Raw genomic sequence first — 20,581 nt, forward strand, 5'->3', positions numbered from 1 at the left:
CTCACACCCCGAAGGAGCGGGCGATGAGGTTGGCGTCGAAGCCGCCGGCGGTGAAGCTCGTGCCCTGCTCCATGGCCGTCACGGTCACGCGGGCGGGGGAGAACAGCAGCGGGTCCACCTTGTAGAAGTCGCAGTCATAGCCCGCGAAGATCTCGCCGAACGGCCGGCCATAGTCGCGCGAGGCCAGCGACGGCAGGCGCTTGGCGAGGTCCTGCGCGGCCTCGGACGAGCCGCGCACGAAGAGCTGCACGTCGCCGCCATAGAGCACTGCATCGTTGGTGCGGCCCATGGCGGTGAGGAAATCCGGCGAGGGCGGCGCCACGGGGGCGGAGCCGATGCCGTCCACGATGTGCTCCAGCGGGAAGTGCAGCGCGTGCGCCTTGTGCAGCGCCACTTCCAGCACGCGGGCGACGATCTGCACCGTGCCGGCCAGCGACGAGGTGGGGGTGAGGATGAAGGTGACGGCCGTGGGCGCCACGCCGCAGCGGTTCGCCACCTCCTGCACCACCTCGGCGGGCGGGGCGACGCCGGTCTCCAGCACCAGAGCGACATGATCGCCATGGTCGCGGCAGCCGAGTTCCGCGAACAGCGGCTCCACCGCCGCCATGGCCCGGCCGGGGCCGGAGCCCAGCGCGAAGAAGTCGCCGTGGGCGAGGCTCCAGCCGGCATACTGGCTGGCGAGGCACGCGGTGACGGGATCGGTGGTGGTGACGCTCACCAGCGTGTCGAAGGGCGAGAAGCGCCCGCCGGGCACGAGGGCCACCTTGCCGAGGCCGCCGAGGCAGATTTCGGCGATGCGGCGACCGGCCTCCAGCGAGCCGGGCACGGAGATGCCGGCATCGACGATGCGGCAGCCGAGCGGGCCGGTGGAGACGGCGAGCCGCAGCTGCATGGCGTCGGCCACCAGCGCCTCCACGAGGGGCGCGACCTGATGGGCGAGGCTGATGCCGCCGGGAAGGGGCATGTCGGCGGCGAGGGCGTGAGATTTTGTCATGGCCGCACCTCTCGCGCGGGGCAAACGGCGGCGATCCCCGCGCAGCAGGCGCGGAGCCGGCGGGGAGAAGAGATGATCGTGCGCATGGGGCTCAGGCGTCCAGGGTTCTCGCCAGCTCGAACACCACCGGTAGGTCGATGAAGAGCGGGGTGGTGGTCTCGCACATGCGCTTCAGCAGGGTGTGCTGCACCGCGTATTTGAGATTGCCGATGGCGAGCGCGCCGATGCCGATGCCGATGCCGTGGGGCAGCTGCGCCGCCGCATCGTGGGCGCCGATGCCGGCGATGCCGGCGGGGGGCACGGCGTTCACATCCGCCGCGACGATGAGGTTCTTCGCGGCTTCGAGGTGCGCGGCGTTGAGGATCTGCACGCCCGCCTTGCCGGTGGCGAGGATGACTTCCGCCGAGGGCACCAAAGCCGCCTTGTCCGCGTCGGTCACGGCGGCGGTGCAGGAGACGTCGAGGCCGAAGCGGGCCTTGATGTCCCTGGCCTTCTCCTCCACCGCGGCGACCTCGCGATGGCTGACGAGGGTCACGTCGGCCCCGGCGCTGGCGGCGATCACCGCGGCCACCGAGCCCACCACGCCGGTGGCGCCGTAGATCTGCACCTTGGCGCCCTTGAGGCCGTCGGCGCGGACCTTCACCAGGGCCTGCTCCACCTTGGCGATCATGGCGGCGGCGGTGGTGAAGGAGCCGGCCGGATCGGGGAAGATGGAAATCTCGAAGGGCGGGAAGATGGAGGCCTTCGCCTCATTGGCCATGTCGAAGGCGAGCGCGGCATCCTTGCCGCCGATGAACAGACCGGTGCGCGGCGCCGCCTGCGGGGCGCGCGAGAACATCATGTCCTGCGTCAGGTCGCGGACTTCCTCCGGCTTCACCCGCGAGTATTGCGCGATGGTGAGATAGCCGGCATCGGCCGCCATGTTCACGTCGAACGGGCTCACATGCGCGAGCGGCGTGATGATGTGGAGAATGGGGGGAATAGAGGCGGAATCCGCCATGGGTCAGCTCCGTGCCAAAGGGAAACATAAGCGGGTGGCTTCGCCCCTAAGCTTCAGAGGAAGCTGAAGGAACGCCGCGGTTGTTTCCCCGCACGCAAGTCAATGGAGGGATTGTTTAATCATGTGGAGGGACGGCGCAAGCCCTGCCGTTTCCCGCGCAGCAGGAATCGTTGCTGCAATGCGGAACGGGTTTTGCGCGGGAGGGCGCGGTGCGGCGGCTTGCGCGTCGTTGCGCTGCGATGGCCTGCGACACGGACACGCGGACGGGGGGCACGCAAGTGTCATCGCCCGCACGAGGCGGGCGATGACGGCGGTGTGGGTGTCGGAAGGGAAAGCCCTCAGGCGATCAGGCGGTAGGCGGGCAGCGTGAGGAATTCCTCAAAGCTGTCGGCCAGCGTCATGTCGGAGAACAGCTTGATGGCCTCGGGGAAGCGGCCGGAATCATAGACTTCCGGGCCGAGCACCGAACGCAGGTTCGCCATCTCGTCGTCCAGCAGGGCGCGGAACAGCTCGGGCGTCACGGTGCGGTCGTCGTCCAGCGTGGCGCCGAGGTGGATCCACTGCCACACCTGCGCACGGCTGATCTCGGCGGTGGCCGCATCTTCCATGAGGTTGTAGAGCGGCACCGCGCCACGGCCACGCAGCCATGCCTCGATGTACTGCACGCCGACGCGGATGTTCTCGCGCAGGCCGGCTTCCGAGCGGGTGCCCTGATGCACCTCCAGCAGGTCGTCGCGGGTGACGGCCACGTCGCTGGGCTTGGCGTCGCGCTGGTTGGCGGCGGGCATCAGGCGGTTGAACACCTCCATGGCCACCGGCACGAGGTCCGGGTGGGCCACCCAGGTGCCGTCGCAGCCCGAATTGGCCTCGCGCTCCTTGTCGGCCTTCACCTTGGCGAAGGCGGCGGCATTGGCTTCCGCATCGCCCTTCACCGGGATCTGCGCGGCCATGCCGCCCATGGCGAAGGCGTTGCGGCGGTGGCAGGTGCGCACGAGGAGGATGCCGTAGGCCTTCAGGAAAGCCTCGCTCATCACCATGCGGCTGCGGTCGGGCGTGAGGAAGCGGTCGTTCTTCCCGAGGCGCTTGATGAAGGAGAAGATGTAGTCCCATCGGCCGAGGTTGAGGCCGGCGATGTGGTCCTTCATCTCGAACAGGATCTCGTCCATCTCGAACACCGCGGGCAGCGTCTCGATGAGGACGGTGGCCTTGATGGTGCCGACGGGCAGGCCGAGCGCCTTCTGCGCGGCGACGAACACCTCGTTCCACAGCCGGGCCTCGAGATGGCTCTCGGTCTTCGGCAGGTAGAAATAGGGGCCCGAGCCCTGCGCCAGCGCGGCCTTGGCGTTGTGGAAGACGTAGAGGCCGAAGTCGAACAGCGCGCCGGAAATTTCCTCGCCGTCCACCAGCACATGGGCTTCCGGCAGGTGCCAGCCGCGCGGGCGGATGATCAGCACGGCCGGGGTGGCGCCGAGCTTGTAGGACTTGCCGTTGTTGGCGTCGACGAAGTCGATGGCGCCGGCCCAGCGGTCCTTCAGATTGATCTGGCCCTCGATCATGTTCTCCCACACCGGGGAGGAGGCATCCTCGAAGTCCGCCATGAACACCTTGGCGCCGGAGTTCAGCGCGTTGACGATCATCTTGCGGTCCACCGGCCCGGTGATCTCGACGCGGCGGTCGAGCAAATCGGCGGGCAGGTCCGCGATGGTCCAGTCGCCGTCACGGACGGACTTGGTCTCGGGCAGGAAGTCGGGCAGCGTGCCGGCGTCGAACGCCACCTGGCGCTCGGCGCGGCGGGCGAGCAGGGCCTTGCGGGTGGGATTGAAGGCGCGGTGCAGGTCGGCGACGAAGGCCAGCGCTTCGGGGGTGAGGATCTCGTCGAAGCGGGGGCCGAGCGCGCCGGTGATCTCGACGCCCGCAGTGGGGGCAGTCTTCAGGGCAGGGGACGACATGATGTCGGGTCTCCTTGAGAGGAGCCTGAAGCGCGTGGCGTCGCCGCAGGCGGGAACCGTCCCGAGGCCGTGGCAGCCCCGGGGCGGGATGGAATGCGTCAGCGCGCAGCCGTGACGGCCGAAAGAAGCGCGCGCGCAGCGTGTTCGGGATCGGGGGCGGCGCAGATGGCGGACACCACCGCCACCCCGTCCGCTCCGGCCCGGATGACCTCGGCGGCCAGCGCGCCGTCGATGCCGCCGATGCCGACGATGGGCAGGCGGGTGAGCGCGCGCACCGCCGTGACGCCGGAGGCGCCGATGGCGGCGCCGGCGTCTTTCTTGGTGCCGGTGGCCTTCACCGGACCGACGCCGAGATAATCCACGACGCCGATGTCGGAAGAGGCGAATTCCGCCGGATTGCCCACGGAGAGGCCGAGGATGCGCTCCGGCCCCAGAAGGGCGCGGGCGTCGGCGGGGGCCATGTCGTCCTGGCCGAGATGCACGCCGTCTGCATCCGCCGCCACCGCCACGTCCACCCGGTCGTTGATGATGAGCGGGATGGCGAGCGGCGCCAGCAGCGCCTTCAGCGCGCGGGCCTGCTCCACTAAAGCGCGGCCGTGGGCGTCGGGATCGCGCAATTGCACGAGGGTGGCGCCGCCCTTCACTGCCGCCTCCACCGTCGCCACAAGCCCCCGCGCCGCGACAAGGCGCGGGTCGGTGACGAGGTACAGGGTCAGGTCGAAGGGACGGGACATCTTTGGCTCACGGGTGCGGGCGTGCTGCGGCGCAGCGTAAGCCGCCCCGCTCCCTTATCTCAATGCGCTTCGGTGCGAAACGTCGCATGCGACGAAGGTCTATTGACCGCATCGCACATGCGTCTTTGCCCAATCGGCAACAATCCTCAGGCCGCTTTCGCCCGTCCGGCCAAAGCGGCGGGGGCGGGGCCGCCGGTGGCCCAGTCCAGCAGCTCCACCGTGTGGACGATGGGAATGCCGGTGCCGGAGCCGATCTGCGTCATGCAGCCGATGTTGCCGGCGGCGATCACGTCGGGGGCCAGCGCCTCCAGCGTCGCGACCTTGCGGTCCCTGAGCTGCCCGGCAATCTCGCTCTGGAGCATGTTGTAGGTGCCCGCCGAACCGCAGCACAGGTGCGGATCGAACGGCTCCACCACCTCGAAGCCGACGCGGCGCAGCAGGTCCGTGGGCGGCGTCTTCACCTTCTGCCCGTGCTGGAGCGAGCAGGCGGAATGGTAGGCGACGCGCATCCCGCGCGGCGTCTCGGCCTTGGGTAAATCGAGGGTGGGCAGAAACTCGCTGATGTCGCGGGTGATGGCCGAGACCCGCGCCGCCTTCTCCGCATAGGCGGGGTCGAGGCGCAGCATGTAGCCGTAATCCTTGATGGGCGTGCCGCAGCCGGAGGTGGTGACGAGGATGGCGTCGAGCCCCTCGGTCTCCATCTCCCTGATCCACACGTCCACATTGTTGCGGGCGAAAGCGAGCGCCTCTTCCTCCCGGCCCATGTGATGGACCAGCGCGCCGCAGCAGCCCTCGCCCTTCACCCGCACCACGTCCACACCCTGCCGGGTGAGGAGGCGGATGGCGGCCTCGTCGATGCCGGGGTTCAGCACCGGCTGGGCGCAGCCCTTGAGCAGGGCGACCCGCGCCCGGCGCGTGCCGTGGGCGGGATGTATGCCGCCCTTGTCATCCGCCGCGCGGCCATGGGGCAGGCCGGGGGCGAGGCGCAGCATGGCGGCGAGCGGCTTCAGCGCCGGCACTTTCGCGAACAGCCCGGCGAACGGCTTGCCGGCGAGCGCCCCCATGAGGGCGAGGCGGAAGCGGTCGGGATAGGGCAGCACCTTGGCCAGCACCTCCCGGATCACCCGGTCGGCGGCGGGGCGCGAATAGGTCTTCTCGATATGGACGCGGGCGGTGTCTACCAGGTGCATGTAGTTCACGCCCGAGGGGCAGGTGGACATGCAGGAGAGGCAGGAGAGGCAGCGGTCGATGTGCTTCACCTCCTCCTGCGTCGCCGGCCGGTCGTTCTCCAGCATGTCCTTGATGAGGTAGATGCGCCCGCGCGGGCTATCCAGCTCGTCTCCCAGGAGCACGTAGGTCGGGCAGGTGGCGGTGCAGAAGCCGCAATGCACGCACTTGCGCAGGATGGAATTGGCCGCCTCCACATGCGGATCGGCGAGCTGGGCGAGGGTGAAGTTGGTCTGCATGGGCGCTCAGCCGTGACGGAGGAACGAGGGGACGGGGGTGCGGGCCATCTCACATCCCCGCATGCATGCGGCCGGGATTGAGCACCAGGCCGGGGTCGAAGCTCTCCTTCACCCTTTTGGTCAGCGCCGCCAGCGCCCCGTCGAGGGGCTGGAACACCGCGGTGCGGGCGCGCTCGGCCGCGCTGGCGCGAATGAGCGTCGCGTGACCGCCGAAGGGGGCGAGGGCGGCGCGCACATGGTCCGCATGGGCGGCCTCGCCCGGCAGGCAGAGCCAGATCAGGCCGCCGGCCCAGTCGCAATAGGCCTCGCCGCCGAGGTCGGCCGCGAGCGTCGCCGCCAGCTCCGGCCCCGCCTTGGGCTGGGTGGAGAGGCGCCACACGGCCCGCTCGCCCGAGCCGGCGAAGGGGATCACGTCGCGCACCGCCTGCCACAGGGGGCGGGAGGTCTCGGTCTCCAGCACCTCGGCCCGGCCGATGCCGGCCAGCACCTTGAGCAGCATGGCGCGCCGCGCGGAGACGGAGGGCGGCACGCCTTCCATGCGCAGGGCGACCAGCGCCGGGGAGCCGGACAGGCCGGGCAGGCGCCCCGCCACGCCTTCGGGCAGGAAGGCGGCGCCGGACACCTCGCAGGACGAGCCCATGGCCGCCGAGAGCGCCGCCGCCGCCTCGGCCGGCGAGGCGACGCGGGCGATGACGGTCTCCTCCATGGGCGGACGCGGCAGCACCTTGAGCGTGATCTCGGTGGCGATGCACAGCGTGCCGAAGGCCCCGGCCATCAGGCGGGGCAGGTCGTAGCCGGTGACATTCTTCACCACCCGCCCGCCGGACTTGAACGGCTCGCCGCGCCCCGACACCGCCTTGATGCCGAGGGCATGGTCGCGCACCGCGCCGTGGCTGATGCGGCGGGGGCCGGCAAGGTTCACCGCGAACATGCCGCCGATCGTGCCCCGCCCGGCGGTGCCGCCGAGCAGCGGCCCGGTATCCATGGGCTCGAAGGCCAGCATCTGCCCGCGCGCCGCCACCATCTCCTCGATGTCGGCGCGGGGCGTGCCGGCGCGGGCGGAGAGCACCAGCTCCTCCGGCTCGTAGAGGGTGACGCCCGAGAGGGCGGAGAGGTCGAGGGTGAGGTCGGTCTGGCTCGGCCGGCCGAGGGCCTGCTGGGAGCCATGGCCGCGCACTTCCAGCGTCTTGCCGGCGCCGAGGGCGGTGCGGACCGCCTCCGCGACCTCCTGCTCGTCGCGCGCTGCGATGATGTCGCTCATGATCTGGGCCCTGGATAGGTGAAGGCGCGCGCTCTAAAAGCGCGGCAGGTCCGGGAACGGCAGCGTGCCGCCCGACACGTGCATGCGGCCCATTTCGGCGCAGCGGTGCAGGGTGGGGAACACCTTTCCGGGGTTCAGCAGGCTCTTGTCGTCGAAGGCGCATTTCAGCCGCAGCTGCTGGGCGAGATCGACCTCGTTGAACATGGTCGGCATGAGGTCGCGCTTCTCCACGCCCACGCCGTGCTCGCCGGTGAGCACACCGCCCACCTCCACGCACAGCCTGAGGATGTCGGCGCCGAAATTCTCCGCCGCCTCCAGCTCGCCCGGCGCGTTCGCATCATAGAGGATGAGCGGGTGCAGGTTGCCGTCACCCGCGTGGAACACGTTGGCGACGCGCAGGCCGTACTGCACCGAGAGTTCGCGCATGCGCGAGAGCACATAGGGCAACTGGCGGCGCGGGATGGTGCCGTCCATGCAGAGGTAATCGGGCGAGAGGCGCCCCACCGCCGGGAAGGCGGCCTTGCGCCCGGCCCAGAAGCCGAGCCGCTCCGCTTCGCTGGTGGAGACGCGCAGCGTGACCGAATTGCAGCCTTCGGCGATGCGCGTCACCTCCTCCAGAAGGTGGGCGCACTCCGCCTCCGGGCCGTCCAGCTCGACGATGAGCAGGGCTTCCACGTCGAGGGGATAGCCCACGTTCACGAAGGCCTCGGCGGCGGCGATGGCGTCGCGGTCCATCATCTCGATGGCGGCGGGGATGATGCCGCCGCCGATGATCCGCGCCACGCACTCGCCCGCATCCTCGGAGGTGGGAAAGCCCACCAGCACCGCGCGGGCGGTGTCCGGCTTCTTGAGAAGGCGCACGGTGACTTCCGTCACCACGCCCAGCAGTCCCTCCGAGCCGATGATGACGGAGAGAAGATCGAGCCCGCCGGCATCGAGATGCTTGCCGCCGAAGCGCACGATCTCGCCGGTGATGAGCACCATCTCGACGCCCAGCACGTTGTTGGTGGTGAGGCCGTATTTCAGGCAGTGCACGCCGCCGGAATTCTCCCCCACATTGCCGCCGATAGAGCAGGCGATCTGCGAGGAGGGGTCGGGGGCGTAATAGAAGCCGAGATGGTCCACCGCCTTGGAGATGCCGAGGTTGGTCACCCCCGGCTGCACCACGCAGGCGCGATTGGCGGTGTCGATGTCGAGCACGCGGTTGAACTTGCCGAGCCCCAGCAGTACCGCATCCTGAAGCGGCAGGGAGCCGCCCGAGAGCGAGGTGCCCGAGCCGCGCGGCACCACGCGGATCTCGTTGTCGTGGCAATATTTGAGAACGGCGGCCACCTGCTCGGTGGTGCTCGGCAGCACCACCACGAGGGGCAGTTGGCGATAGGCGGTGAGGCCGTCGGATTCGTAGGGCCGCATCTCCCGTTCGTGGGCGATGACGCCCTCGCCGGGCACGATGGCCCGGAGCGCGGCGATGATCTCCTCCCGTCGGGCGAGCACCCGAGCATCCGCTTCCGGCAGCCTGAGGCCCGGAGTGGTTCCCGTCATGTCGGCGTCCCTTTGAGCCGTTCTTGTTGGAGGAACTATAATCGGTTCATTCGGGAAAAAACGTCGCCCATTCTTTCCCTGACGGATAAAGTCGCGGCCCGAAGACAAAACAATCGGCCGGCGCATGTCCCCCGGCCAGGAGGAGCGTCGATCGATGATCGGCAATCTGGGCGACCTTGAAATCTTCGCGCGCATCGTCACCGCCGGCAGCCTTTCCGCCGCCGGGCGGGAAATGGGGCTGTCCCCACCGGTGGTGTCGAAGCGCGTGCAGCGGCTGGAGGAGCGGCTTGGCGCCCGGCTGTTCCAGCGCACCACGCGCAAGGTGGCGCTCACCGAGGCGGGACAGGGCTTCTACGAGCGGGTCGTGACCATCCTCGCCTCCATCGAGGAGGCGGAAAGCCAGCTCGCCCGCAAGTCCACCGAGGCGCGGGGCCTGCTGCGCGTGTCGGCGCCCACCTCCTTCGGCCGGCTGCACATCGCGCCGAACCTCCTGCCACTCATGGAGGCGAACCCGGACCTCACCATCGACCTCGAACTGTCGGACAGTTTCGTGGACATCGTGGGCGAGGGCTTCGACGTGGCGGTGCGCATCGCCGACCTCGACGATTCCAGCCTCGTCGCCCGCCGCCTCGCCCCGGTCCACCGGGTGCTGTGCGCGACGCCGGACTATCTCGCCCGCGCCGGCGAGCCGAAACAGATCTCCGAACTCTCCGCCCACGTTCTCCTCGCCACCCACGGGCAGGACCCGTGGAAGCTGGAGGGGCCGGAGGGGGCGGTGACGCTGCGCGTGCATTCCCAATTGCGCACCAATTCCAACGAGGTGGTGCGCGAGGCGGTGCTCGCCTCGGTGGGCATCGCGCTCCGCTCCACCTGGGACGTGGGGCCGGAACTGCGCTCGGGCGCGCTGAAGGTGGTGCTGCCGCGCTGGCGCGCCTCCCACCGGGTGGGGCTGTTCGCGGTCTATCCCTCCCGCCGCTTCCTGCCGCAGAAGGTGCGGGTGTTCATCGACCACCTCGCCGCCCTCTACGGCCAGGGCCACGGCGGCATCCCGCCCTGGGACGAGGGCCTCTCGCGCCTGTTCGAGCCGGAGCCGCAGGGCTGAGGCGCGGGACGGGCTGCCAAGGTGTTGTTGCGCCCAGTGAATTATCACCACCGTCATGCCCGGCCTTGTGCCGGGCATCCACGTCGGGCCGATGGCGCGATGGAGGAAGACCTGACCCCGGCCCCACCACGTGGATGGCCGGGACAAGCCCGGCCATGACGGTTGTTGTTGGGACACGCGCGCATCCCGGGGACACGGGAGCCCCACTCCCCCCTCCTCCGACAAGCGGAAATCGGGTTGGCCTTTCCAGTGGGCGCGTTCATAAGGGCGGCATTGCCGCGACGTGACTGTTGATTGCCCCGCTCAAGATGACCAAGCCCCCTCCTGTTCCCCTCACCCTCGCCGGCATGGCGGAAGGCGCCCGCGCCATGCTGCCGCTGATGCCCGGCATCGCCGCCTTCGGCATGGCCTTCGGCGCCGCCTCCATCCAGAAGAGCTTCACCCTGCTGGAGGCGACGCTCTCCTCGGCGCTGGTGTTCGCCGGCCTCGCCCAGATGGTGGCGCTGGAAGGCTGGACCCAGCACTGGACCGCCGGTTCTTTGCTGGCGCTCGGCTTCCTCACCATGACCGTGAACATGCGCCACGTGCTGATGGGCGCCTCGCTGCGGCCCTGGCTCGGCACCCTGCCGGCGTGGAAGTCCTATCCGGCGCTGATGATGATGGCCGACAACAATTGGGCCGGGGCCCTGCGCTATCGCGCCGAGGGCGGCAGCGATGCCGGCTTCTTCGTCGGTTCCGGGCTTATCACCTGGGTGGTGTGGGTGCTGGCCACCGCGGTGGGGCACCTCGTGGGCGGCGGCATTCCCGATCCGAAGGCGGTGGGCATCGACCTGGTGGTGCCCGCCTTCTTCATCGCCATGCTGCTTCCCAACTGGAAGGGCAAGCGCGAGGCGGTCGGCTGGGGCGTGGCGGCGGCGGTCTCCACCGCCGTGTCGTTCGTGCTGCCGGGCTGGTGGTTCATCGTGATCGGCGCCGTCGCGGGCGCGCTCGCAGGCGGGTTCACCGACGATGACCGTTGATGCCGGCACCCTCACCGCCATCCTCGTGATGGCGGCCGCCACCGCCTTCAACCGCGCCGGCGGCTTCTGGCTGATGCGGCTCGTTCCCGTGACGCCGCGCGTGCGCCGGGTGCTGGACTGCCTGCCCGGCGCGGTGCTGGTGGCGCTGCTGGTGCCCGGCGCCGTTCAGGGCGCGGTGAAGGGCGACATGGGCATGCTGGGCGGACTCGCCGCCGCCCTCGTCGTCACCCGCCTGACCCGCAGCGACCTCCTCGCCGTGGTGGTGGCCATGGCGGTGGCCGCGGGGATCAGGGCGTTCTGGGGGTAGGTCGGCGGCGGTCGATCTGGTCCGCGCTCCCAGCCCATGGAGCCGCCATCCCCCGGTTCATCCAGGGGATCCGCCGGCCCGCCGGTCCCATCTGGGACGTCAGGCACCGCTTCAGACCATCCGTGGATCGCCCGCACGAGGCGGGCGATGACGGCGCTGAAGGGGAGGGGCGCCCCAAACGAAAACGGCGGGCCGAAGCCCGCCGCTGATTCCTCATCCGAAAATCCGTCCCTCAGCCCGGCGCGCCGGGCTTCGCCGCGGCCTGGGTGCCGGGGGCGGTGGCCGGTGCGCCGGGGGCGACGGAGGGGTCCACCGGCTTGGGCTTGGGCTTCGGCCGCGGCGTGGTGATGGAGCGCACCTGGGTGATCACCTCGTCATGGAGGCGCGGCGACTTCTCGATGTTGAAGTGGTCGATGCCGCCGATGGCGTTCAGGTTGCGGTTGACGATATTGCCGCGGAAACCCGGGCCGGCCGTCAGGCGCTTACCGTAGCCGTTGTTGGACTGGTAGTAGTTGACGAAATAGCCCGCCGAGGCGCCCACCTGGGTCACGCCCACCGGATCGAAGGTCACCACCAGCTTGGGCGGGGTGCCCAGCGCGGTGAGGCGCTCGGCCATCTCCACCGCCGCATCGGCGCCGAGGGAATGGCCGACGATGATGATGGGGGAATTGCCGGTGGCCCGGCTCTCTGCAGCGGCGGCGTCGGCGAGGGACGCCCACTGGCCGTACTCGTGCACCGTCGCGGGGATGCCGCGGGCGTTCAGCTTCTTGGCAAGGTCGTCCATGCCCAGCGAGAAGACGTTGGCGAGCCCCCGCAAAAGGTAGACATGGCCGCGGTTCTGCTGGGCCAGCGCCGGCTGGGCGACGCAGAGGACGACGACCGCTGCAAACAGCGCCCGGACGAAGCGCAAGCCAACTTTCATTGTCTCACCATTGCTGAAAAGTGACCGAGTACTGCCGCCAAAATGACGGACGGGCAATACCGGATTGCTTATCCGGCACATGCGCGCGGTCGGGGGTGACGTTTTTTCCCGCCCCGTGTCGCGCCTGCATCACGCCGGCCGCGGAGGTAAATTCGCGTTTTGCGAGGAACTCAGTGTACTGTACCGTTGAAGTTGTGGTAGCCTCGAATTACTTCCCTTCAGTCAGGTGAGGACGAAGTCGTGCGAGTGCTCGCAATTGGAACGGCTGGCGGTGCGCAGATCAGCGCGCTGGCGCCGTCATGGCCCATTTTCTGCCAGGATGGCTTGCGGCGGGGCAGGGGCGAACCGGTCCAGCCGTTGCCGTCAGACCCTCAGGTCCAGCCGGGCCGCCCACCCGGGGGAATCCTGTTGGTGGCCGTGTTTTCAGCCATCTCCGGCGCCATCATGGGCTGCATGTTCGGCGGCTTCCTCACCGTCGCGCTGGCGATCTTCCTCGCCGTGCCGCTGGGGGTGGCGCTGGGCATCTGGGCGTCGCGCCTGACCCAATAAGCCGGCGCTCGCTGCAGCCCGTTCGCGGTTGCCGCTCCGTCAACCCTCTCAGCGCGTCGGTCCGCCCACCAGCAGCACATGCAGGCTGCGCGGACCATGGGCGCCGAGCAGCAGGGTCTGCTCGATGTCGGCGGACCGCGACGGGCCGGTGATCCAGTTCACCGTGCGCGGCAGCACGCTTTCGCCATAGCGGGCGCGGATCAAGTCCCACACGCTCTCGTAGTCCCCCGCCACGTCGGCCGCGTCCACCACCACCAGATGGTGGTCGGGCAGCAGGTTGAGGGTGGAGGGGTTCTCCGGGCCGGAGAGCATCACCACCGTCCCTGATTCGGCGGTGCCCGCGAAGGCGTGGGAGAGGCCGGCGAGCTGGCGCCCGTCCGAGGGGCCGATCCACACGTCGAGGGCCGGGGCGCGCTCCCACGGCAAAGCGGCGAGGCGGTCGTCCGCGCCGCGCAGGATGGTCATGGGCAGGTTGCGCGACCTGAGATAGGCGGCGATCGCCTCCGGCACCTCGGCCGTGGAGGCCAGGTGATCGATGGTCGCCGCCGCGCCGATCACCATGTCGCGGAACAGAGCGAGGCGTTCAGCCTCCGGCAACTGCCCGCGCGCCGGGATGACGCCGCGCGGATGCGAGGCGATGCGGTCCGCCACCGCCTGCCGGCGCGGTGCCTCCTGAGAGGTCACGCCCAGCGCAGCGCGGATGGAGGCGAAGACGGTGTCGCGCGAACTCATCAGTGCACCCCTTGTCCTGAAGCCGCGCGACGCTCCGCCTGCCGGGCGCGCCATTGGGCCTGGAAGGTGTCGCCCTGCGGCGCCGGGAAATCGCGATGCTGCGTCCACCCGCCGGCAAGGGGCAGGGCGGCGAAGCGCCCCTTGGTCCGCCCCAGAAGCGAAAGGGCGCCCATGGCGAGCCGCGTCGCCGGCCGGTAGAGCCAGCCGCGCCGGGCGAAGAAGCCCCACACGGAAAGGCCGAAGCGCTGGGTGGCCGGGGTGAGGTGGCGCTCGAATTCCTTCTCCCGCCAGTGCCGCATTAGCTTCGGCAAAGGGATGCGCATGGGGCACACCTCCTCGCAGCGGCCGCAGAAGGTGGAGGCGTTGGGCAGGTTGCGCCCCTTCTCCACGCCGATGAGCGCCGGGGTGAGCACCGAGCCGATGGGGCCGGGATAGACCCAGCCGTACGCATGCCCGCCCACCGCATGATAGACCGGGCAATGGTTCATGCAGGCGCCGCAGCGGATGCAGCGCAGCACCTCGCGCAACTGCCCGCCGAGCATGGACGAGCGGCCGTTGTCGAGGATCACCACGTGATATTCGCCCGGCCCGTCCGGATCGCCGGGGCGGCGGGGGCCGGTGGAGAAAGTGGTGTAGACGCTCATGTCCTGCCCGGTGGCCGAGCGGGCCAGCACGCGCAGAATCTGGCTCACGTCCTCCAGCGTCGGCACCAGCTTTTCCAGCGAGGCGAGCACGATGTGCGCCTTCGGCAGGGTCTGGGTGAGGTCGCCGTTGCCCTCGTTGGTGACGATGATGGAGGTGCCCGTCTCCGCCACCAGGAAGTTGGCGCCGGTGATGCCCACGTCCGCCGCCAGGAACTTCTGGCGCAACTCGCCCCGCGCCTCGGCGAGCAGCGAGGTGGGCTCGGAGAGGTCGCGCTCGGGGGGCAGATGGGCGTGGACGCGGCGGAAATCGGCTTCCACCTGATCCTTGTTGAGGTGGATGGCGGGGGCGATGATGTGGGAGGGCGCCTCGCCGCGGATCTGGATGAGGTATTCGCCCAGATCCGTCTCCACCGGCTGGATGCCGGCCGCCGCGAGATGGTCGTTGAGGCCGATCTCTTCCGAGATCATGCTCTTGCCCTTGGTCACGGTCTTCGCGCCGAGGCGCTTGCAGATGTCCGTGACGATGGCCCGCGCGTCCGCCGCATCCACGGCGAAATGCACATGGCCGCCGGCTTCCTTCGCCTTGGCCTCGAAGCGCTCGAGATAAAGGTCGAGGTGAGCCAGCGTGTGGTTCTTGATGTCGCGCGCCGAGTCCCGCAGGGCGTCGAACTCCGGCAGCTTCTCGGCCGCCGCCGCGCGCTTGCCGATGAAGCCGGGGCCGACCTTGGAGAGCGCGCCCTGCAGCGGCAGGTCGGCCAGCGCCTTCTTCGCATTGTCCTTGAAGCGGGGGGTGGTGATCTCGACGCTCATCGTTTCGCCTCCCGGGCGGCGGGCTCGCCGATGGCGGGTGCGTTGCCCATGCCGGCGAGCACTTCGGCGACGTGGAGGGCGCGCACCGCGTGGCCCTCGCGCTGGAGCTTGCCGGCCATGTTCATGAGGCAGCCGAGATCGCCGGCCAGCAGCGTATCCGCGCCGGTGGCGGCGATGTTGGCGGACTTCTTCTCCACGATGGCGTTGGAGACGTCGGGATATTTCACGCAGAAGGTGCCGCCGAAGCCGCAGCAGGTGTCGGCGTCCTTCATCTCCTCCAGCGCCAGCCCCTCCACCGAGGAGAGCAGGAGGCGCGGCTGCGCCTTCACCCCCAGCTCGCGCAGGCCCGAGCAGCTGTCGTGATAGGTGACGGTGCCGTCATAGGCGGCTTCGACGCAGGTGACGCCGCGCACGTCCACGAGGAAGGACGTCAGCTCGAACACCTTGGCGCAGAAGCGCTCCACCCGCCCGGCCCAGTCCGGCTCGCCGGTGAACAGCTCGGGATAGTGGGTCTTGATCATGCCAGCGCAGGAGCCGGAGGGGGCGACCACGTAATCGAAGGTCTCGAACGCCGCGATCATCTCTTCCGCCAGCGCCCGTGTGGTGGCGCGGTCGCCGGAATTGAAGGCGGGCTGGCCGCAGCAGGTCTGCGGCGGCACGGCCACCTCGCAGCCGGTATCTTCCAGCAGCTTCGCCGCGGCAAAGCCCACCGAGGGGCGGATGGTGTCCACGAGGCAGGTGCAGAACAGGCCCACCCGCAGGTGGCGCGCCCCATCGGGCGAAGTGTGCGCGGTCATGATGCCCCGTGCGTTGGATCGGGCGCGGGAGCGCCCGCCGCTGATTGGAACGGCTCTATAGCACCGCGACCGGGGCGGTGAAATGACGGCCGGGACCAAAGGCCCGTGCGCGATCCGCCTCGCACCCCGCCCGTCACGCGATGTCGATGACCGCCCCCGGCTTCAGCCGCGCCAGCAGGCGCGTCATGTCCGCCCGGCGCAGCGCGACGCAGCCCTCCGTCGCCGTGAACCCCGGCCGGGCGAGATGCACGAACACGGCAGAGCCGCGCCCGGCGATGCGGGGGCGCTGGTTGTGATCGATCACCAGCACCAGGTCGTACAGGGCATCGTCGCGCCACATCTTCTCGTGCGACACCTTGCGCGCGCCGCCGAGCGGCAGTGTGACGGGGCAATTGTAGCGCCGGTCCGCCCGGTCGTCGCACCAGCCGTCGGCGGGGCGGAGGGGACGGGTGGGAAACCGGGAGACGGGGCGCGGACCATGGTCGGGCCGGTAGAGAAGGGCGAGGATGCGCCAGCGGCCGGCCGGGGTGCGCCCGTCGCCCTCGCGCTTGTCGGCGCCGATGCCGGAGCGCCCCAGCGCCACCGGGATCGACAATCCGCCCGCCCGCAGGATCCCCCGATGGCGGGTGCCGGGGCGGCGGCTGACGGCGATGCGGGAGATGCCCACAGGATTAGCCTGCCTCATGACTTAGTGTGATACCTCTCCACAGCTGTCCCCGGATGGAAATTTGCGCAGAGCCATGTCCATGCTCTACTTGCGCGATTCGCGCGTCCGCAAGGGCGCAGGAGGAATTGATGCCCAATGCGTGGAAAATCCTGGTGGTCGAGGACGACCCGGAGCTGCGCGATGCGCTGATCGAGCAGCTCGCGCTCCAGGACGAATTCGAGCCCGTGGGCGCGGACACCGCCGGCGGCGCCGTCGAGCAGGCGAAGAACGGGGCCATCGACCTCGTGATCATGGACGTGGGCCTGCCCGACATGGACGGGCGCGACGCCGTGCGCCAGATGCGCCGCAATGGCTTCAAGGCACCCATCCTGATGCTGACCGGCCACGACACCGACAGCGACACCATCATGGGGCTGGAGGCCGGAGCCAACGACTATATCGTGAAGCCGTTCCGCTTCGCGGTGCTGCTGGCGCGGCTGCGCGCCCAGATGCGCTCGCACGAGGCGAGCGAGGACGCGGTGTTCGCCATCGGTCCCTATTCCTTCCGGCCGGGGGCGAAGCTCCTCCTCACCGAGCGCGGCTCCAAGATCCGCCTCACCGAGAAGGAGACGGCCATCCTGCGCTATCTCTACCGGGCCGGGAAAAATCCGGTGCCGCGGGAAACGCTGCTGCAGGAAGTGTGGGGCTATAATTCCGGCGTCACCACGCATACTCTGGAAACCCACATCTACCGCCTGCGCCAGAAGATCGAGCCAGATCCCTCCAATCCCACCCTTCTTGCGACCCAGGCCGGGGGCTACAAGCTCGTGCCCTGACGGCCGGGCCGGAACATCATGCACAGCCAGTTGAGGAACCTCCTTCCGTGAGCATCGACAGGGACATCGCGCTGCTCCGGGGGATCGCCACCTTCGATCTGCTCAGCGACGGCGCCGTGCGCCTGCTCGCCCAGGGCGCCGAGGAAATGCGGCTCGCCGAGGGTGACGTGCTGTTCCGGATGAACGAGACATCCGACGGCGCCTTCGTGGTGGTGTCGGGCCGGCTGAAGATGATGGACGAACGGCTGCCCGGCGCCCCGCGCCTGCTGAAGGACGTCACCACCGGCGCCCTCGTCGGCGAGACCGCGCTCATCATCGCCACCCCGCGGCCCGCGACGGCCGTGGCGGGGGAGGAGACGGTGGTGATTCGCTTGCCGCGCGAAGTGTTCACGCGGGTGCTGGAGCGTTACCCCGAGGTCACCGCCAAGTTCCGCCGCGCCATCGCCCGCCGGCTGGAGGGGACGCTCCGCGCCCTCGACGGGGTGCGGGTGAAGCTGGAAGAGCACCGCCAGCGCCGCCGGCGCTGACGGGTCCGGCCCAAGGCCGCCGCTTCAGGCCGCGGCGGATACGCCCTTCGATCGGCGGGGCGTAAAGCGCGCCATCTGCGTCAGGGCGTCGGCCGAGAGGGCATCCATGGTCATGTAGGCGTCGATGGCCGCGCCCATGTCGCCGCTTGCCGTGCCCGCGACGATCCGCTCGCCGCAGGCCGCGAGTTGCCGGCCGAGCGCCGCCAGCTGGGACAGCATGGCCGGATCTTCGACCGCCGCCCCGTCAATCCCGGCAAAGCCGTCTCCGAGCGGGGCGTTGCGCGCCTGAAATCCGCGGAGATCGGCGGCTGTCACCCCGGCGAGGCATTCGGCGAGGCTCCGCTTCCACGCCATGTGATCGGACTTGAGCCGGCGGACCGCCGCGGCGGCGCCCGCTCCGGCCGAGGCGCGGGAGATGAGGTCGCCTGCGATGGCATCGGCGCGGCCGAGCAGGCCGGCGGCGGTGGCGGAATCGGTCTCGTTCTGGTTGGCGAGCCGGGCGATCTCGCCGAGCCGGTCGGAAAGGTCGCGCAAGGCCGCGCGCCGCTCGCCCAGCATCAGGGCGATGCGTCCCACCCCGTCGGTGGAGGCGCTGACGCGGGTCTCGATGCCGTCCATGTCGGTCATCACCGATTCGACGATGGCGCGCCCCTCCTCGACCCGGGTGGCGCCGGCGCCCATGGCGTCCAGCATGTCCTTCACCACCACGGACAAGGCCTGGAGCTGGTCGCGGATGAGGTCGGTGGTGCGCGAGGCCTCCTCGGACAGGGCCTTGACCTCGGCCGCGACCACCGCGAACCCCCGCCCCGCCTCGCCGGCCCGTGCCGCCTCGATGGTGGCGTTCAGCGCGAGCAGCTTGGTCTGCCGCGAGATGGAGCCGATGGAGGTGGCGAAGCCGCCGATGGACTGGGTGGCGGAATTCAGGTGGGCGAGCCGCGCCTCCAGCTCGCCGAACGCTTCGGCGATGCCGCTCATGGCCTGCCCGGCGGTGCGCGTCTTGGCCGCGCCGGAGGTGACGAGCCGCAGCGCGTCCCCGGTCTCCTTCCCTGCATCGGCACCGAGCTGGGCGATGGTCTCGATGGTGGCGGCGATCTGCGCCACGGCGGAGGAGGCCGAGGTGGTCTCGCCGGCGAGCTTGCGCGCATTGCCGTTGGACCAGGCCATCAGGCACAGGATTTCGTTGAGGTTGGCCGAGATGTCCACGGCCGGCCCGAGCGCTTCCATATCGCGCAGGCCGCTGACGGATGCGGGCGGCCCCGCGACGGAGGACGTCGGTGCCGTGCTGGATGTCGCCATGGGTGCCTTGCTTCCTCCGGGCGTCCCCTGGCCGCGGATGCGCATGGCGCTCCGTCTTGTACGCGGATCGGGGACGTCGCCGCAGCATGCCGGGCGAGGCTTGCGCGAGCCTGAGGTCGGCGCGGGTGCCGGCGCGCGAAGGCCCTAATAGAGCCCGGTCAGGAACGGGCCGAGCACGGCCAGCACCACCACCACCGCCAGCGGCGGCACCTTCCACACCGTGAGCAGCAGGAAGCCGGTGATGGCGGCAGCGAAGTCCATCGGCCTCTGCACGGCGCCGGTGAAGACCGGGGTGTAGAGCGCGGCACCGAGGATGCCCACCACCGCCGCATTGGCCCCGCGCATGGCGGCCTGCGCCAGCGGCAGCCCGCGCAGCGTGCTCCAGAAGGGCAGCATGCCCGTCACCAGCAGCAGGCCGGGCAGGAACACCGCCACCAGCGCCACCACCGCGCCTGTCACCCCGCCGGCCGGCGGGGCCATCACCGCGCCGAGCCAGGCGGCGAAGGTGAAGAGCGGGCCGGGCACCGCCTGGGCGAGGCCGTAGCCGGCGAGGAACTGGCCGGGCAGCACCCAGCCGGTGGTCACCACTTCCGCCTGCAGCAGCGGCAGCACCACATGGCCGCCGCCGAACACCAGGGCGCCGGAGCGATAGAAGGACTCGAACACGCCGATATAGGGCGACGCGGCCTTGAAGAGGGGCGGCAGCACCAGCAGCAAGGCGAAGACCGCGAGCAGGATCGCCCCCGTCCGCCGCTTGAAGGGCACCGGCAGGTGGCTGACGGCGGGCGTCGCAGTTGCGCTCCCGGCCGGCGGGTTCTCGTCCTGACACAGGAACAGCCCGGCGATCGCGCCCATGGCGATGGCCGCCACCTGCCCGAAGCTGCCCGCCGCCAGCGTGACCATGACGATGGCGCTCAGCGCGATGCCGGCGCGCGGCTGGTCGGGAGTCAGCGTCCGCGCCATGCCCCACACCGCCTGCGCCACCACGGCGACGGCGACGAGCTTCAGCCCATGGAGGATGCCGCCGATGACGCCGCCATAGAGGGCGGCGGTGCCCACATAAGAGGAGAGCAGGCCGAGGGCGGCGAGCAGGATGGCCGAGGGCAAAGTGAAGCCGGCCCAGGCCGCGAGCCCGCCGAGAAAGCCGCCGCCCCGGACGATCCCGAGGGCGAAGCCGAGCTGGCTGGAGGCGGGGCCGGGCAGGAACTGGCAGAGCGCCACGAGGTCCGCATAGCCGGCGTCGTCGATCCAGCGGCGGCGTTCCACCAGCTCGGCGCGGAAATAGCCGAGATGGGCGATGGGGCCGCCGAAGGACATGAGCCCCAGCTTCAGGAAGGCGCGGAACACCTCGCCGACAGAGCCCGCCGACTTCTCTTCCGGCGTTTCGACCGCTTCATCCGCCATGGTCAGCTCCTGATCCTCAGGGTCTGGATGTCATCGCCACCCCG

20 protein-coding genes are annotated in these 20,581 nt (G+C 70.1%); 6 read left to right on the forward strand and 14 right to left on the reverse strand.

All coding sequences use genetic code 11. The features are described 5' to 3' along the window. Position 1 precedes the first annotated feature (1 nt). The 7 genes from mch to A37E_RS0109445 form a co-directional block, all read right to left on the reverse strand. Entirely contained in the window at positions 2-994 is a 993-nt protein-coding gene (gene mch, locus A37E_RS0109415) for a methenyltetrahydromethanopterin cyclohydrolase (RefSeq protein WP_038192817.1), read from the reverse strand. A gap of 91 nt (positions 995-1,085) precedes the next feature. After that, positions 1,086-1,994, reverse strand: coding sequence for an NAD(P)-dependent methylenetetrahydromethanopterin dehydrogenase (locus A37E_RS0109420; RefSeq protein ID WP_029556362.1), 909 nt, complete (start codon positions 1,992-1,994; stop codon positions 1,086-1,088). A gap of 338 nt (positions 1,995-2,332) precedes the next feature. Then, positions 2,333-3,943: a malate synthase A gene (aceB, locus tag A37E_RS0109425; RefSeq protein ID WP_029556363.1), complete on the reverse strand. Its 1,611-nt coding sequence runs from the start codon at positions 3,941-3,943 to the stop codon at positions 2,333-2,335. 98 nt (positions 3,944-4,041) lie between these two features. Further along, positions 4,042-4,677 carry a thiamine phosphate synthase gene (gene thiE / locus A37E_RS0109430; protein ID WP_029556364.1) on the reverse strand — a complete coding sequence of 212 codons (636 nt, stop codon included), beginning with the start codon at positions 4,675-4,677 and terminating at the stop codon, positions 4,042-4,044. A gap of 146 nt (positions 4,678-4,823) precedes the next feature. Continuing rightward, on the reverse strand, positions 4,824-6,143 hold the full coding sequence (gene glcF / locus A37E_RS0109435) for a glycolate oxidase subunit GlcF (protein WP_029556365.1): 1,320 nt from the start codon (positions 6,141-6,143) through the stop codon (positions 4,824-4,826). A 49-nt stretch (positions 6,144-6,192) separates the two neighbouring features. Further along, entirely contained in the window at positions 6,193-7,404 is a 1,212-nt protein-coding gene (gene glcE / locus A37E_RS0109440; protein WP_029556366.1) for a glycolate oxidase subunit GlcE, read from the reverse strand. 33 nt (positions 7,405-7,437) lie between these two features. Beyond that, on the reverse strand, positions 7,438-8,946 hold the full coding sequence (locus A37E_RS0109445; RefSeq protein WP_029556367.1) for an FAD-linked oxidase C-terminal domain-containing protein: 1,509 nt from the start codon (positions 8,944-8,946) through the stop codon (positions 7,438-7,440). A gap of 154 nt (positions 8,947-9,100) precedes the next feature. On the opposite strand from A37E_RS0109445, the gene A37E_RS0109450 reads away from it, so the two are divergent. From A37E_RS0109450 to A37E_RS0109460, 3 genes are all read left to right on the forward strand, one after another. Further along, entirely contained in the window at positions 9,101-10,048 is a 948-nt protein-coding gene (locus A37E_RS0109450) for a LysR family transcriptional regulator (RefSeq protein WP_029556368.1), read from the forward strand. Positions 10,049-10,338: 290 nt separating this feature from the next. Then, positions 10,339-11,067 carry an AzlC family ABC transporter permease gene (locus A37E_RS0109455; protein ID WP_245279303.1) on the forward strand — a complete coding sequence of 243 codons (729 nt, stop codon included), beginning with the start codon at positions 10,339-10,341 and terminating at the stop codon, positions 11,065-11,067. Next, on the forward strand, positions 11,057-11,374 hold the full coding sequence (locus A37E_RS0109460) for an AzlD domain-containing protein (RefSeq protein ID WP_029556370.1): 318 nt from the start codon (positions 11,057-11,059) through the stop codon (positions 11,372-11,374). The genes A37E_RS0109455 and A37E_RS0109460 overlap by 11 nt, the downstream gene beginning before the upstream one ends. A 232-nt stretch (positions 11,375-11,606) precedes the next feature. Here the strand turns inward: A37E_RS0109460 and A37E_RS25255 are convergent, their stop codons facing one another. After that, entirely contained in the window at positions 11,607-12,296 is a 690-nt protein-coding gene (locus tag A37E_RS25255; RefSeq protein WP_197022949.1) for a thioesterase domain-containing protein, read from the reverse strand. A gap of 411 nt (positions 12,297-12,707) precedes the next feature. Between A37E_RS25255 and A37E_RS26855 the strand changes: the two genes are divergently transcribed. After that, positions 12,708-12,845, forward strand: a complete 138-nt coding sequence (locus tag A37E_RS26855; RefSeq protein WP_156026274.1) for a hypothetical protein — start codon at positions 12,708-12,710, stop codon at positions 12,843-12,845. A gap of 48 nt (positions 12,846-12,893) precedes the next feature. Here the strand turns inward: A37E_RS26855 and A37E_RS0109475 are convergent, their stop codons facing one another. The 4 genes from A37E_RS0109475 to A37E_RS0109490 all read right to left on the reverse strand — a co-directional run bounded on the left by A37E_RS0109475 (position 12,894) and on the right by A37E_RS0109490 (position 16,513). Further along, positions 12,894-13,577: a lactate utilization protein gene (locus tag A37E_RS0109475; protein ID WP_029556372.1), complete on the reverse strand. Its 684-nt coding sequence runs from the start codon at positions 13,575-13,577 to the stop codon at positions 12,894-12,896. Further along, entirely contained in the window at positions 13,577-15,031 is a 1,455-nt protein-coding gene (locus A37E_RS0109480) for a LutB/LldF family L-lactate oxidation iron-sulfur protein (protein WP_029556373.1), read from the reverse strand. The genes A37E_RS0109475 and A37E_RS0109480 overlap by 1 nt, the downstream gene beginning before the upstream one ends. Beyond that, positions 15,028-15,828, reverse strand: coding sequence for a (Fe-S)-binding protein (locus A37E_RS0109485; protein ID WP_029556374.1), 801 nt, complete (start codon positions 15,826-15,828; stop codon positions 15,028-15,030). The genes A37E_RS0109480 and A37E_RS0109485 overlap by 4 nt, the downstream gene beginning before the upstream one ends. 133 nt (positions 15,829-15,961) lie before the next feature. Then, a complete protein-coding gene (locus tag A37E_RS0109490) occupies positions 15,962-16,513 on the reverse strand; it encodes a L,D-transpeptidase family protein (protein ID WP_029556375.1) in 552 nt (183 codons plus the stop codon). Between the two features lie 110 nt (positions 16,514-16,623). Between A37E_RS0109490 and A37E_RS0109495 the strand changes: the two genes are divergently transcribed. Together A37E_RS0109495 and A37E_RS0109500 are read left to right on the forward strand one after the other, a co-directional pair. Then, a complete protein-coding gene (locus tag A37E_RS0109495) occupies positions 16,624-17,310 on the forward strand; it encodes a response regulator transcription factor (RefSeq protein WP_024281375.1) in 687 nt (228 codons plus the stop codon). A gap of 47 nt (positions 17,311-17,357) precedes the next feature. Beyond that, a complete protein-coding gene (locus tag A37E_RS0109500) occupies positions 17,358-17,837 on the forward strand; it encodes a cyclic nucleotide-binding domain-containing protein (RefSeq protein WP_051678906.1) in 480 nt (159 codons plus the stop codon). A gap of 24 nt (positions 17,838-17,861) precedes the next feature. On the opposite strand, the gene A37E_RS0109505 is transcribed toward A37E_RS0109500, so the two are convergent. Then, a complete protein-coding gene (locus A37E_RS0109505) occupies positions 17,862-19,133 on the reverse strand; it encodes a methyl-accepting chemotaxis protein (RefSeq protein WP_029556377.1) in 1,272 nt (423 codons plus the stop codon). 144 nt (positions 19,134-19,277) lie between these two features. Next, a complete protein-coding gene (gene chrA / locus A37E_RS0109510; RefSeq protein WP_029556378.1) occupies positions 19,278-20,537 on the reverse strand; it encodes a chromate efflux transporter in 1,260 nt (419 codons plus the stop codon). Between the last annotated feature and the right edge of the window lie 44 nt (positions 20,538-20,581).

Origin of the sequence: Xanthobacter sp. 91 (assembly GCF_000702385.1) — a bacterium.
Taxonomy (GTDB): Bacteria; Pseudomonadota; Alphaproteobacteria; order Rhizobiales; family Xanthobacteraceae; genus Xanthobacter; species Xanthobacter aminoxidans.